The sequence below is a fragment of the Geotalea uraniireducens Rf4 genome (assembly GCF_000016745.1).
Taxonomy (GTDB): domain Bacteria; phylum Desulfobacterota; class Desulfuromonadia; order Geobacterales; family Geobacteraceae; genus Geotalea; species Geotalea uraniireducens.
The window spans coordinates 325,402-339,425 of record NC_009483.1; the positions used below are offsets into that span (position 1 = coordinate 325,402).

General features: G+C 57.8%; 12 protein-coding genes. 5 read left to right on the forward strand and 7 right to left on the reverse strand.

Annotated features, from left to right (window positions below; genetic code table 11):
* Window positions 1-77 precede the first annotated feature (77 nt).
* Complete coding sequence (locus GURA_RS01345; protein WP_011937208.1) at window positions 78-1,364, reverse strand: CHASE4 domain-containing protein; 1,287 nt, start codon at window positions 1,362-1,364, stop codon at window positions 78-80.
* Between the two features lie 119 nt (window positions 1,365-1,483).
* Complete coding sequence (locus GURA_RS01350) at window positions 1,484-2,404, reverse strand: MBL fold metallo-hydrolase (protein WP_011937209.1); 921 nt, start codon at window positions 2,402-2,404, stop codon at window positions 1,484-1,486.
* A 177-nt stretch (window positions 2,405-2,581) separates the two neighbouring features.
* Here GURA_RS01350 and GURA_RS01355 point away from each other — a divergent pair, with 177 nt between their 5' ends.
* The 5 genes from GURA_RS01355 (at window position 2,582) to GURA_RS01375 (ending at window position 10,061) form a co-directional block, all read left to right on the forward strand.
* Complete coding sequence (locus tag GURA_RS01355; protein WP_011937210.1) at window positions 2,582-3,043, forward strand: YbhB/YbcL family Raf kinase inhibitor-like protein; 462 nt, start codon at window positions 2,582-2,584, stop codon at window positions 3,041-3,043.
* A 174-nt stretch (window positions 3,044-3,217) separates the two neighbouring features.
* Window positions 3,218-4,204 (forward strand): serine/threonine protein kinase, encoded by a 987-nt coding sequence (locus GURA_RS01360; protein WP_011937211.1) that lies wholly within the window; start codon window positions 3,218-3,220, stop codon window positions 4,202-4,204.
* Window positions 4,205-4,419: 215 nt separating this feature from the next.
* Window positions 4,420-7,077 carry an ATP-binding protein gene (locus GURA_RS01365; protein WP_011937212.1) on the forward strand — a complete coding sequence of 886 codons (2,658 nt, stop codon included), beginning with the start codon at window positions 4,420-4,422 and terminating at the stop codon, window positions 7,075-7,077.
* Window positions 7,078-7,421: 344 nt separating this feature from the next.
* Complete coding sequence (locus tag GURA_RS01370) at window positions 7,422-8,675, forward strand: thioredoxin family protein (protein ID WP_011937213.1); 1,254 nt, start codon at window positions 7,422-7,424, stop codon at window positions 8,673-8,675.
* 129 nt (window positions 8,676-8,804) lie between these two features.
* Window positions 8,805-10,061, forward strand: coding sequence for an MFS transporter (locus GURA_RS01375; protein WP_011937214.1), 1,257 nt, complete (start codon window positions 8,805-8,807; stop codon window positions 10,059-10,061).
* An 80-nt stretch (window positions 10,062-10,141) separates the two neighbouring features.
* Here GURA_RS01375 and GURA_RS01380 read toward each other — a convergent pair whose 3' ends face one another.
* The 5 genes from GURA_RS01380 to GURA_RS01400 form a co-directional block, all read right to left on the reverse strand.
* Window positions 10,142-10,366 carry a DUF3820 family protein gene (locus GURA_RS01380; protein WP_011937215.1) on the reverse strand — a complete coding sequence of 75 codons (225 nt, stop codon included), beginning with the start codon at window positions 10,364-10,366 and terminating at the stop codon, window positions 10,142-10,144.
* 3 nt (window positions 10,367-10,369) lie between these two features.
* Window positions 10,370-11,371, reverse strand: a complete 1,002-nt coding sequence (locus GURA_RS01385; protein WP_011937216.1) for a tRNA dihydrouridine synthase — start codon at window positions 11,369-11,371, stop codon at window positions 10,370-10,372.
* Window positions 11,372-11,534: 163 nt separating this feature from the next.
* On the reverse strand, window positions 11,535-12,041 hold the full coding sequence (locus GURA_RS01390) for an FKBP-type peptidyl-prolyl cis-trans isomerase (protein WP_011937217.1): 507 nt from the start codon (window positions 12,039-12,041) through the stop codon (window positions 11,535-11,537).
* A 271-nt stretch (window positions 12,042-12,312) separates the two neighbouring features.
* A complete protein-coding gene (locus GURA_RS01395) occupies window positions 12,313-12,738 on the reverse strand; it encodes a pyridoxamine 5'-phosphate oxidase family protein (protein ID WP_011937218.1) in 426 nt (141 codons plus the stop codon).
* Between the two features lie 207 nt (window positions 12,739-12,945).
* Entirely contained in the window at window positions 12,946-13,857 is a 912-nt protein-coding gene (locus GURA_RS01400) for an AraC family transcriptional regulator (protein WP_232278964.1), read from the reverse strand.
* Between the last annotated feature and the right edge of the window lie 167 nt (window positions 13,858-14,024).

Below are 14,024 nucleotides of genomic sequence, written 5' to 3' on the forward strand. Positions count from 1 at the left end.
CTATGACTTGATGTTCGCCAGACAGCAGGGGGGACAACAGGTCAGACTGTCTTATCAAAAAGGCGGTCCGTCCCTGTTCAAGCCGGCTCTGATTGCTTCTGCTCGATCATATCGTGGAGCACGAGGCAAAGGTACTGCTGATCATCCAGCAGGGTGCCGCTGGCATGCACCTCCATGACGGCCAGGGACCGGTCATTACGTGTCAGGTGGAGTTCGGCCCGGTTCGGTTTTCCGTCACGGAGTACGGTCTCGATGCAACGCTCGAAGGATTCCGGGTCGTCGGCAAGGATCTCCCTGAACAACGTCCCTTCAAGCAGCCCGGGTGGATAACCCAACTGTACGGAAAACCCGGTGTTGGCCCGCACAATCCGGCAGGACCCGGCCTCCAGGATTGCCACGCCCATGGCAGCATGTTCAACTGCCGCGGCGTAGAGGCGCTCTGTCTCCTCCTCGCGCTGGGAGCCGAAGTATTTACCAAGCCCCCAGTTGCAGACGATGATGCTCGCCAGTGAGATGAGGATGCAGCAGAAAAGGAAATACTGGAGCGTCTTGACCCCTTGCTGGTAGATCTGACGAACGAGCGTTATTTTCGCGAGCAATGCGGGCCGGTTGTAGAGGTCGCCGATCAGGGCGAATCCGTTGAGCGTCTTGTCGTCAGCGCGGCGGACGCGGAAGGGGTTGGCGAGGGAGAGGGGCTTCTTCCCTTTGAACGGCGCTGCATTGAGGGATGCCTGGTCACAGGCAGAAATGTCCAGATGGAGGCGCGTCATATTGGCCAGCCGCGCGGTTTCCGCGGCGTCGATAAAACGCCCCATAATCAGGGTGCCGCGGATCGGCCCTTTCCCCGCGTTGGTGAGGACAGGTTTGGCGGCGACCAGCATGGGGGTGCCGTTCATCACCAGGACTCCCTTGACCGTGCTTTCGGTAGAGCGGTGTTGCAGGAGGGGGCTCGACGCGGTGAGATGCTGTCCGAGCTCTGGCGGCAGCGGCACCGCTTTTGCCGTCCCGCGATCGAGTGCCTTTGCAAAGACTATTTCACCGGACGGACGGACGAAGGCGACAAGGTTGACGCGGAGTTTGGCCAGAGAGTCCTCGGCCAGGTTTGACTCGATGAACTCAGCGTTGCCGTCCTGCATGAAGCGGTAGGTGTCGTCCCAGGTCGCGTAGTCTCCGGTTGAAGATACCATGGAGTCGAGTTCGTTGTCGATGACGTTGACCACCCGCTGCAGGTGCTCCTTGGCGCTTGCTTTCTCGAGGGCGCGGTAGCTGGTGATGACGATGAACCTGGCGCTCAGGAGGAAAATGAGCAAGATCCCCAGCAGTCCTACGGTGATGGCGAAGAGGGTTTTCTGTTTCCTGTTCATGGCGTTCTTACCTCGGAGAATACAAGGGTGCAGTTTTTACGGGGGACTGTCGAGGCTCCCGTATTTTCGGATGAAGCAGCACGCCCATGCAAGCTGCGGATCGGCGGGCGGTGCAGCGTCTACCCATCCAGCAGCGCCTGGCGCTCCTCGGCGGAAATGGCGTCAACGTACTCCATCATGCCGCGCAGGGTGTTGCCGAGGAAGTAGCGTTCGCGAGCCTGGATGTCCTCCGGCAGTCGGCTTATGTTGCGGTAATGCTTGTCCCACTCCAGCAGCCAGGCGACGAGGGCTTCTTCCCGCCGCGTCTCTGAGGCCGCTGCGGTTGCCGCCACCCCCCTGACCCAGAGCAGGAGCTGGCTGCGAGCGATCCGCAGATGGTCGAGGGCTGTATCGACCAGGCCGTAGTGGGCGAAGACCATGGCGCGTGGGGCGAGGGCGATCATCCGGTCCAGGGAGTCGAGGGCGACCTGGAGGATAAAGCGGGGGGGCGTGGCCGGACGCATGAAGATCCCGTCGGGAACGTCGCAGCGCACGCCGGCCACCTCGCCGCCAAAGAGGAGGTCGTCCAGTAGATAGGAACAGTGGTGCTGGGCATGGCCGGGGGTGAGAAATGCGCGCACCCCGCTCCGGCCGATGGTCTCGTCGAAGCGGATCCGCTCCGCCGGCACCGGCACGATTTCGCCATAGGCGTCTGCCAGTGGGCCGAGCACTTTACGGGAGCCTTCCCAGAGCTTTTCCGGCGACACCAGGTGGCGAATCCCCTCCGGATGGCAGATGACGGTCGCTCCGGGAAACTCCCGCAGGAGCGCGCCGGTCCCGCCGGCATGGTCGATGTGGATGTGGGTGAGCAGCACGTAGTCGAGGCGCTCTATCCCCTGCCGGCGAAGCTCGGTGCAGAGGCGAGGGATGGTGGAGAGAGGGCCGGGGTCGATGAGCAGGGTGAAGCCGTTGTCCCGGTAGAGCCAGGAGCTGATGAATTGGCGAAACCCTTCGAGGCTCGGCTGGTCCAGATCGATACAGGTGAGGTTTGCAGGATTCATGCTGTTTCCTTATCCTTGTGAGAAGGTGAGGCGGATGCCATCCGATTGTTGCCCGGAGAAGAGGAGTTTGTCAACTTTTTAGAGCGAACCATACTTCTCGGTTACATCCCTTGCATTCCGCCAGTTTCCTGCAAGAATTTGAATAGAAAACAAAAACGCATGCGCAGGAGGTGGCAGATGGAATTCAAGCTTACGAGCCCGGCCTTCAATCATGGTTCACAGATCCCGTCGAAATACACCTGCGACGGTGAGAACATCAACCCCCACCTGGTGATCCATGGGGTGCCGGAGAGGGCTAAGTCGCTGGCGCTTCTCATGGAGGACCCGGACGCTCCGGCGGGGCTTTGGGTCCATTGGGTGGTCTGGGACATTTTGCCGGAAACGAAGGAGATCGGGGAGCACACGGCGCCGAACGGGGCGTGGGAAGGGTTTAATAGCGGTGGGGAACAGGGCTACGTAGGGCCCTGCCCGCCGCCGGGAACGCACCGCTACTTCTTCCGGCTGTTCGCGCTGGACAGCAGGCTGAAGCTGCCGGAAGCCTCGACAAAGGAGGCGCTGGAAGCGGCGATGGTGGGGCATATCCTGGCGACGGCGGAGCTGATGGGAACATATGCCCGGACTAACGAAGCTCCGCTCTGAGTGGCGCGATTCCGGGGACATCCATACTCATGTAATTGCAAAGGCGACTATTCGGTCGCCTTTGCTGTTTACGCCGCTCGGCTGCGCTTCTCCTTGGTTACCGCCGCGATTGATGGTATAGTGACGGCGGAACTTTGAGAAACCAGACAGAAGCGATACGGAGAACCAGGATCGATGCCCGAAAGCCCGCACCCTTTTCAAACCCTTACCCCCAGTTTCATCATGGACGCCGTCGAGAGCCAGGGGTTCCGCTGCGATTGCCGCACCTTTGCCCTGAACAGCTACGAGAACCGTGTTTACCAGGTGGGCATCGACGAGGGGCAGCCGCTCATCGCCAAGTTTTACCGCCCCGGCCGGTGGAGCGATGCGCAGATCATCGAGGAACATCATTTCTGCCTTGAACTGGCCGAACATGAGCTGCCGGTGGTGGCGCCGATCACTAATGCTTCCGGGGATAGCCTCTTTCATCATGACGGCTTTCGATTTGCCCTCTATCCGCGGCAGGGGGGGCATGCCCCGGAGTTCGACAACCTGGACAACCTGCTGATTCTCGGCCGCATGCTCGGCCGTATCCACAGCATCGGCGCAGTACGACCTTTTCTGCACCGGCCCACCCTCGACTGCCGGAGTTTCGGTTACGCCAGCGTGGCCCTGATTGCTGGACGCTTCATCCCTGACGAGTACCGGCCAAGCTACGAGGCCGTCACCGGCCAACTGTTGGAGGCGATCGACGGGATCATGGCCGATGTTGGGCCGCTCCGGTACATCCGGGCTCATGGCGATTGTCATAGCGGCAATATCCTCTGGCGCGACGGTGCGCCGCATTTTGTAGATTTCGACGACGCTCGCATGGCACCGGCGGTGCAGGACCTGTGGATGATGCTCTCCGGCGAGCGGCCGCGCCAGAACGCCCAGCTTGCCGAGCTGATCGAGGGCTACAGCGAGTTCTGCGACTTCCAGCCGCGGGAACTTCGTCTGATCGAAGCCCTGCGCGCCCTGCGCATGCTCCACTACAGCGCCTGGCTTGCCAGCCGCTGGACCGACCCGATCTTCCCCAGTACTTTTCCCTGGTTCAACACCGTGCGCTACTGGGGTGAGCAGATCATCCAGCTGCGCGAACAACTGGCGGCGCTCGCCGAACCGCCGCTGGAACTGCCGTGAAGAAGGGATACGGGCCTGAAATCGGCAGTTGCATGGTGCTCAATTAGAGGATATTTCGGAATTGGTTAAATATTTACTCATGTAATCGTCAATCACAGCCGAAAAGACCCTTACGGTCTATTCCCTCACAGCGCTGACAACCAGCCACCGGCAGACCACGAAGACCTGGCGTTACCCGTGCCGCAACGAACTCTTCATCAACAGGAGATGCAGCGTTGAATATTTTCCGCCGGCTTTCCATACGGACCAAGCTCCTCATCATCATGCTGTTTGCCGGGTTGCCGGTCGTGCTGACTGTTTGCTATAACTTGTATGGGAGCTACCGGGAAGATTACAGTGAAGCGGAACATGCCGCGCTGGTAACGGCCCAGGCCATTGCCTACCAGCATAATGCGCAGGTTGAAGGTGTCCGCAACCTCCTCACAACCCTGTCCCAATTTCCGGAAGTCAGACGCAAAGATAAAAAGGCGTGTGCCGGGATTTTCCGGGATATTCTCCGCCAGAGCCCTTCCAGCCTGAATATCGGCATTGCCGACACGCAGGGAAATATTATCGCCACCGGCGTACAGCCCCTTCCTTCCCGCTATAGTATCGAGGATAGAAAGTATTTCCAGGACGCCCTGAGAACGAAGCGGTTCAGTGTCGGAGAATATGTAATAAGCAGGGCCGTCGGCAAACCGACGATCCACTTTGCGCTGCCGGTGCTGGATGCGACCGGATCGCCCCTGTCGGTCTTGTATGCCGCCCTCGACCTCACCCAGTTCAACAGCCTTTTCGATGCCCAGAAGCTCCCCCCCAACTCCGCCCTCAACCTGACCGACTACAGGGGGGTCGTTCTTTACCGTTATCCCCTCCACAATATAATCAAGGGTGGCTTCGTGGACCGGCCGGACCTGCGCCGCCGGGTGACCGGTCCTCGTGACGAGGGAGCATTTGTCGATGTCGGCCTTGACGGCGTGAAGCGGTTACTCGCCTTCAAACGGCTGCGCCTCCATCAGGATGAGCAACCATACCTCTATATCAGGGTTTCCATCCCGGAAAAGGCCGCCTTGGCAGGCGTGAAAAAATATATAGCAAATTCGGCGGCGATTTTTATCGCAGCGTTACTGAGCGCCCTCGTCGTAACCCGGCTGCTGGCTGGGCGTTACTTGGTGAGCCCCATCGAACAACTCGCAGAAGCTTCCCAGGCGGTTAAGAACGGAGATCTGTCCGCCAGAACAGGCCTGTCTTACAGTGGCGACGAAATCAGCTTTCTTGCCCAATCCTTTGACGCCATGACGGAGTCTCTCGATGCCAGACTGCGTGAACGGGAGGTTGCTGAAGCTTTGCTCAAGGCGAGCGAAGAAAAGTTCCATGCGATTTTCGACCATATGAGCGATGCGATTTTAATACACGACATGGCGACCGGCGCAATTCTCGATGTTAATCAGGCCATGTGCGGCATGTACGGCTACAGTCATGACGAGGCTTGCGCCATAGATGTCGAGGCCATCAGTCAGGGGGCCACGCCTTACACGCAGAAAGAAGCCATGGCCTGGATGGAGCTGGCTGCAAATGGAGAACCTCAACTTTTCGAATGGCTCTGCAAACACCGTGACGGACATCTTTTCTGGGTGGAAGTGAGTATGCGGCGGGCATCGATCGGCGGCATCGAGCGTTTGATCGTACTGGCGCGCGACATTTCCGAGCGCAAGGCGGCGGAAGACGAGAAGAAAAGCCTGATGGAGCAGTTGAACCAAGCCCAGAGGATGGAATCCGTAGGTCGACTGGCAGGGGGGATCGCCCATGATTTCAACAACCTTTTGACGCCGATCATCGGTTTTGCCGACATAGCCCGGCGGGAAGCGCCCGAAAACAGCCCAACCGTAGAAAAAATGGAGCGCATCCTGCGTGCCGCATTCCGTGCAAAAGAGCTGGTCCAGCAGCTCCTGAGCTTCGGGCGCAAACAGTTACTGGACATGAAAATCACCGATCTCAACACGGTTGTCTCTTCGTTTGCCGAAATACTGCGCAGAACCATTCGCGAGAGTATCGACATCCGGCTGCGGCTTACGCCGGAATTGGACGGAATTTGTGCCGACAAGACCCACATTGAGCAGATCCTGATGAACTTGTTGGTCAATGCCCAGGACGCCATTGACGGCAAGGGGATAATATCCGTAGAAACCGCGCCTGTCGTGCTTGACGAGGAATATGCCCGCCACCATGCCAATGTCATCCCGGGCCACTATGTCATGCTGGCTGTCAGCGACTCGGGTTGTGGGATGGATCGGGAAACACAGGATCATATCTTTGAGCCGTTTTTTACCACGAAAAAGGCGGGGGAGGGGACCGGACTCGGTTTGGCAACCGTCTACGGCATCGTTAAGCAACATGGGGGTAATGTCTGGGTTTACTCGGAACCGGGCCAAGGGACCGTCTTTAAACTCTACTTCCCGAGAGTCGTGGCGATGCCGTGCCTGAAAAACGAGGAGAGCATTGCTGCCCCGGCCATACCAGCGGCACACGGGAGCATCCTTCTCGTGGAGGACGATGAAATGGTCCGGACGATGGTCAAAGAGTTGTTGGCCGGAAGCGGCTATGACGTTATCGAAACCGACGACCCATGTCATGCCCTTTCACTGGTCGACGGCCGGGTAATAGATCTTCTCATAACCGACGTGATCATGCCGGACATGAACGGGCCGGAATTGCACAAACAGCTCCTGTCCGTGCATCCCGGGCTGAAAGTCGTCTTCATGTCGGGGTATACCGACAATGTCGTCGTCCAGTACTTGGACGCGTCGGACCTGGGCAACTTTATTCAGAAGCCGTTCACGGTGCAGGCAATGTCCGCCAAGATTGCCGGAATCCTAGGAGACTGTCGGACTTAGGAATGAATCTACTGCGAGAATGGCAAATCGGTCCATATTTCCGTAAATTTTCGACGAATAGGTCCACTATTAGCTCTCAAATTTCCGGAAATCTGTCCTCGATTTTCCATCCTCTCGCTACGATTCCCTAAGTCCGACAGGCTCCTGAGAGTCTGAATAACAGACATATACCTGATACGCAAGGCGGCCATTGGCCGCCTTGCTCGTTTTTCACCTGAAAAGCGAAATTAATCCATCGGCAGGAACACATCCGCTTGCGATACCTGCGGTTGACTTGACGGAATGATGAGGGAGAATTAATACTGGGTGTCGAAGATACTGCGTTACGGTTCTTCGAGGTGATTATGATCCGGATTTTTCGGTTAGCAGCAGCATGTATCGTCCTCTTTCTATTACAGACCGTCCCGGCAAATGCCGTTAAGGGAGACGTCACGCTCCACTACTTCTGGGGCGAAGGATGCAGCCATTGTGCCCGGGCCAAGCCGTTCGTGGCGGACCTGGCCAAACGCTACCCGCGCCTGCAAGTCCATGACTACGAAGTGTTTCACAACCAGGAAAACCTGGACCTCTTGCTGCGGATGGCCGAGGAACGGGGAGGAAAGGCAACGGGGGTCCCCACATTCATTGTCGGGGAGCGGATGTTTTCGGGGTTTTCCCCCGAAACCGCCGGTGAACTGAAAGAATGGGTGGAGTTGTCCATAATCCGTGAGGGCGGTTCAGGGGCGGCTTCACTGTCAGGTCCCGCAGACATCCTTACCATCCCTTTCATCGGCAGGGTGGACACAACTTCTCTTTCGCTTCCTTTCTTTACCATCGTCATTGCCGCCTTGGACAGCTTCAACCCATGTGCTTTTTTCGTGCTGCTCTTCCTTCTCAGTCTCCTGATCCATGCCCATTCGCGGTCGCGCATAATGCTGATCGGCGGCATCTTCGTGTTCTTCTCGGGCTTTGTCTATTTTCTCTTCATGGCAGCGTGGCTCAATCTCTTTATGCTGGTTGGGCATCTTCCTGCCATTACCATTGCTGCGGGTATTCTGGCGATTGTCGTTGCGGCCATTAATATCAAGGACTTCTTCTTTTTCGAGCAAGGGGTTTCCCTGGTCATTCCGAAACGGGCGAAGCCGCGGCTTTTCGAACAGATGCGGGAAATCATGAGGGCAGGGCGACTTCCGGCAATGATCGGTTCCACGATAGTGCTCTCGGCGGCAGCCAACAGCTATGAACTCCTCTGCACCGCCGGCTTTCCCATGGTCTTCACCAGGGTACTGACCTTGCACCAACTGCCGACAACAGCCTATTATCTCTACCTGGTATTTTACAACCTGGTCTACGTGGTGCCGTTGGCAATCATCGTGGCAATCTTTACTGTGACACTGGGGAGCAGGAAGCTGAGCGAATGGCAGGGACGGCTTTTGAAGCTGGTTTCCGGAAGCATGATGCTCTGTCTCGGCGGCGTGCTCCTGGTTCGGCCGGCGCTCCTCAGCAACGCGCTGCTCTCTTTTGTTATTCTTGCAGTTGCGCTTCTGGGGGCATGGCTGACCGTTGCCGTCTCACGGCGGCTGAGCCCGGAACGATTCAGCGACTCTTCCAGGTCCTGAATTTACGATTTGGCGCTGCTGCATGTTTTCGGCTGACAATTGTCCTGAAATATCCCCTTTTCGCTTAATGAGCAGGACGGCCTTTACGGTCACCATGCCCCTGTGCTAGGATGCCGACAGGGGGAAAACATGCCTGAACACAGCCGGAAGCGCCGCCAGCGCTGGATAATCTTTTCGGTTCTGGCCCTGATGTATATTCTTGTCTATTTCTACCGTGTCTCCCTGGCGGTGGTGGCGGGGGATATCTCCCGCGAACTCCGGCTCACACCCCAGCAGCTCGGTACCCTCTCGGGCATCCTCTTCTACGTCTACGCCGTGGCCCAACTCCCGCTGGGACCAATGATCGATCGGCTGGGAAGCCGGCTGGTGATCAGCGGTTGCGGCGTGTTGACCGCCATCGGCGGTATCCTGTTTTCCCATGCGGACAGCCTGGCCGTCGCCATGGCGGCGCGGATGCTGATCGGTGTCGGCACAGCCTCGGTGCTGATGGCCACCTTCACCATCTTCAGCCACTGGTTTACAAAACAGGAGTTCGGCCGTGTTTCCGGCTTCATGGTGGCCGTCGGCAACCTGGGGAACCTTTCGGCCACGGCTCCCCTGGCACTGGCAGTGGCTGCCTTCGGCTGGCGTAACTCGTTTCTGGCGATCGGTGTCGTTCAGGCGCTGGTCACGGTGCTGGTCTTCGGCATGGTCCGGGATCGGCCTTCGGCTGCCGATGGAGGGGATGGCGGACAGTCGGGCGCGCGGCCCGCAGGGATGTTTGCTGCCTGGCGGGAGATTTTCGGCAATGTGAATTTCTGGCTGCTGGGAGTGATCTCTTTCTTTTGGTACGGCAACTACCTGGCGTTACAAGGGTTATGGGGGGGGCCCTACCTGATGGAGGTGCTGCATCTCTCCCGTGCCGCCACCGGACAGATGCTGATGTTCACCTCCCTCGGGTTCATCAGCGGCAGCATGGTGACCGACACCATCGCCCGCAAGCTGTTTCGCTCCTATAAAAAGACCCTGGTGACGGGGCAGGTGATGCTCCTGGCGCTCATGTCAGGCTTTTTGGGTATTGCCGAACTGCTGCCGCATCCGCTCCTGGCGGCCGGGTTCTTCGCCATTGGGCTGGCGGTCTCCAGCGGGGTGATGATCTACCCGATCATCCGCTCCATGTTCAGGGTAGAGATCGTGGGAACAGCGCTTACCTCGCTAAATTTCTTCGTCCTGATGGGGGCGGCGGTGACCCAGCAGGTGATGGGGGTGATCGTCGGTTCCTTCGGCCGCGGGGCAACGGGGACACTCCCCCGGGCGTATCACGCAGCCTTCGCCTTTCCGGTCGCAGGTCTCGCCATTGCCATCGTTTTCTACCTGTTTGCCAGGGATTATTCGGATAAAGAGTGAAAGAGTAATGTCGTTGAGGAGCCAGGAGCTGTCGGACTTAGGAATGAATCTACTGCGAGGATGGCAAATCGGTCCATATCTCAGCGCAGCGGATCGAAGAGGAACTCCAGTCCGTTGACCTTGATCTCGTAGACCGTCCGCAGCGAGTCGCCCAGTTTTCCCTCGGGGAATCCCTGCCGGGCGAACCAGACCACATAAGGCTCGGGCAGGTCGATCAGCCGCCATCCCTGGTACTTGCCGAAGGGCATGCGCATCCCGGCCAGTTCAAGCAGCGCCTGGTGGTCGAAGGTAGGTGCGGAATCCATGGTTCAGCCGAGCCCATTGAGTGCGGTTGCAAAGGCCTGTATGTTCTTGGACTTCCGCAATTGCCTGATGGTCTTCTCGAAGAACGGATCATCCATGAAGTTGAATACCTCCTTGATCTTGGCGAGCACCTGGGCGTCGCCGCAGAATAGCTCGCCATAGCGTGCCAGCAGTTCCCGCAGATAATGGTGCAGCATTGCCGCGCGTTCGTCTTGATCCGGTTCCGCGTTCGCCCCGCCACGCAGTCTTTCGAACAGCAGGGGGTCTGCAATGGCGCCTCTACCCAGCATCAGCCCGGCGGCGCCGGTCTCCTGCAGCACGCGCAACCCAACGGCGGCGCTCCTGATGTCGCCGTTGGCGATGACCGGCAGCCGGGTATGCCGCACAACCTGAGCGGTGACGGCGTGGTCTGCCGCCCCGCCATATTTCTGAACCACCGTGCGGGGGTGGAGGACGAGAAAATCAACACTGGCGGTTTCGAACAGGGGGAGCAGGTCGAATATTTGCCCGTGGTCGTCGTAGCCTGCCCGCAGCTTGATGGAAAAGGTCCCGTCGATTGCCCGGCGCAGGGCAGGGATGATTTCCGCAAGGTCCTCGGGGCGTTGCAGCATGCCGCCGCCTGTCAGGCCGGAGGTCATGCGTCCGTAGGGGCAGCCCATGTTGAGGTTGATGTGCACGGCTCCGGCAGCCTGAGCAGCCTGGGCTGCCGATACCAATGCCTCCCTGCCGTGACCGATCAGTTGCACGACCAGGGGGACGTTCCCTTCACTGGCGGTTATCTCACGCAGGTCGCCGGCGGAAAGCCGCCTGATGGGCGCAGCGGCATTGACCCGCATGAATTCGGTGAACACCACGTCGGGGCGGACCCAGTCAATGAACAGGGAGCGCATGGCGCGGTTGGTCACACCCTGCATGGGTGCAAGCATCAGCGGGGTCTCACCCTGCTGCCAGGGAAGGCGACCGGGCACAACTGCGGCAGCCGGAGAGGGCATCTTTTCCCGGTTCATCGTGGTTCTCCGGGTTTTTTAGGCGTTTGTGGATAACGGTGCATCTTGGCAGCAGCTTTCAGCAGATTTTTTTGTTACCATACACAATTCAAAGGCGGCCAATGGCCGCCTTTGTTGTAATACCAATGAAATTGGAATAACGTCTGCATTTTACGAACGGGATTTAGAGGATTTCCACAAGCTCTATTTCGAACGTGAGGTTTTCCCCTGCCAGGGGGTGATTTGCGTCGAGGGTGATGCCTTCTTCGGTCACCTCGACCACCGTCACTTCCAGCTCTTCGCCGTCTTCATCGGTGAACTCCAGCTCCTGGCCGACTTCCGGGGTGATGTCGGCAGGTACCTGGTCCCGGCCGATGGTGAAGACCTGCGTCTCGTCGTATTCGCCGAAGGCGTCTTCCGCAGGGATGACGACGGTTTTTTTCTCGCCGGGGGCCATGCCGACCAGCGCGTCCTCGATCTTACTGAAGAACTCCTCTTCGCCGATGGTGAGTTCCATGGGGCCGACTTCGCAGCCGCATCCTTCGGAATCGCTGCCGCAGTCGTCGGAGTCACAACCGCAGTCGTCAGCGCCGCAATCATCGTGCTCCAGGGTGGTATCGATGACGGTGCCGTCTTCCAGTGTGCCGGTGAAGTTGATTTTTACTTTGTCGCCTTTTTTTGCCAGTGCCATTAATGAATTATCCTTCCGTGTGAAATGTTATACAGCCGACTGCTGTTTTCATTAAATGGTACGTGGGACCATGCCATTTAGTCCAGCAAAATCGACACGGGGTCGACAAATTTTTCTCAAGTTGCCTTCAGGTTTGGCTTAGAAGCGACTTTTTTCTCTGAAGCGGAATTGGGCGGAGGGGGATGGCTTTGTAGTGCGCGGAATATAAAGCTGGTGATGTGCTTTTAAACGTCGAAGGCGGCCAATGGCCGCCTCTTGATTCAAGAATCTGCTATTGCAGCTCGATAAAGTCTTTCGGCGCAAAGTTCGTTTCCATGGTCCAGATGTGGGCCCGGCAACTTTCCACCCGGAAGACCGACAGTACGTTGAGCCCCATCTTTTCCACCAAGGGTTTCAGAAACTCGCGGCCGGGGCTATTGACAATCTCTTCCTTGAGCGCCGAATCCTCGACGAGTCTTGCGGTGCCGCGCACGCGCACCTGTTGCTGTGTCTGCCAGTCGTTGAAGCAGAGCTCCACCGCCGGATTGGCAATCATTTGCCGGTGCACGTCCTTCATGGCGCCGGTGTGGAAAATGATGCCGTTTTCCTCAGCCCTGTAAAGAAGCATGCCGCGAACGCGGGGTTCGCCGTCCTCTACGGTGGCCAGGAAGAATGCCGAATTGCGGTTGATCAGTTCAAGTATCTGCTGCTGGTTCAAGGTCGCCTCCTCGTTGCTGTTTTGAAGGGAGCATAGCAAATATAAGAGCTTATCCGCTTCCGAAATCCTGTCAAAGTTTGTCGAAATTCCGCCTTATTCCAATTCCAAATCAAGGCGCAATCTTCGTTGGCTCGTCTTCGGCTCCTCAACGTACTATCTGCACCCCTTCGTCGCTTCACTCCTCTCCGCCTTGATTTGAAATTGGAATTATTTGTACGATTTGAGAAAGTCGGTGGGACTTTGGCCGTAAAAGCGACGGAATGAATCGGTAAAGTGGGAGGGGCTGGCGAAGCCGCAGCTGAGGGCAACGCTGGTAACGGAGCATTCGCCGGTCCGGAGCAGTTTCCTGGCCTGTTCGAGCCTGACACGGTTAAGATAGGCAAGAGGTGGGTGCCCGGTTTCCCGTTTGAAAATGCGGCTGAAATGGGATGTGGACATGGCGGCAACGGCGGCCAGTTGCCCAATGGATAGTTTCTTGCCGGCATGGGTCTGGATGTACTCTATTACCCGGTGGATTTCCACCCTGTTGCCGATGCTTGCATCGGGGGTGATAATCCCATGGGCGGCCCTGATGAGGGCATGGACGATGCGGGTCCCGATGGCGGCGAGGAGTGGTTCCCGCGCTGGAAGCCGGGCCTCGGCTTCGTTCATGAACTCTTTGAGGAGGCCCATCATTTCGCGGCCGGGGGTGAAGGTGCGGAACCGAAAGGGGCGCGGACGGATGGACGGATAGCGGCCGAGCTCCTTTTCGAAAAGGTCCCGATCGATGAAGATAGCGATATAGCGTGGCGTCTCGTCTGCCGTCATCTCATGGTGTACGGCATCTGGATCAATGGCCATGATCTGGCCGGGTTGGGAGAGGACGGTCTTGCCGCCAATCGCCAGGCGGGTATAGCTGTCAAAGGTGAGAACAAAGGAGTAGGCCGGGTGACTGTGGTCGGGGGTGATGGCATAGAAACAGGGACCGACCGCGGGGATGAAGACGCCGATTTCGTTTCCTATGAAGCAGTCCACATAGCGAAGCTGATCCTCGGAGACATCCCCCACGAGGCGGGAAATTAATGCGAGTTCTTCACGGGTCATGGTCGCGTTCTTTCCTCCCTGCTCGATTATAATCACAATCGGCTCAGATTGACAGTCGTTTTCCAGAGGAATTCACGGCAATGATCCTTTGTCTGATCCGATGGAGTTATAACTGTATCAATACAGGATTTACGCTGATTTTCATGTTGTTTCGGATTATTCTGACTGGCCCGCCTGATCAAATGGAAGCTGAAAATCCATGC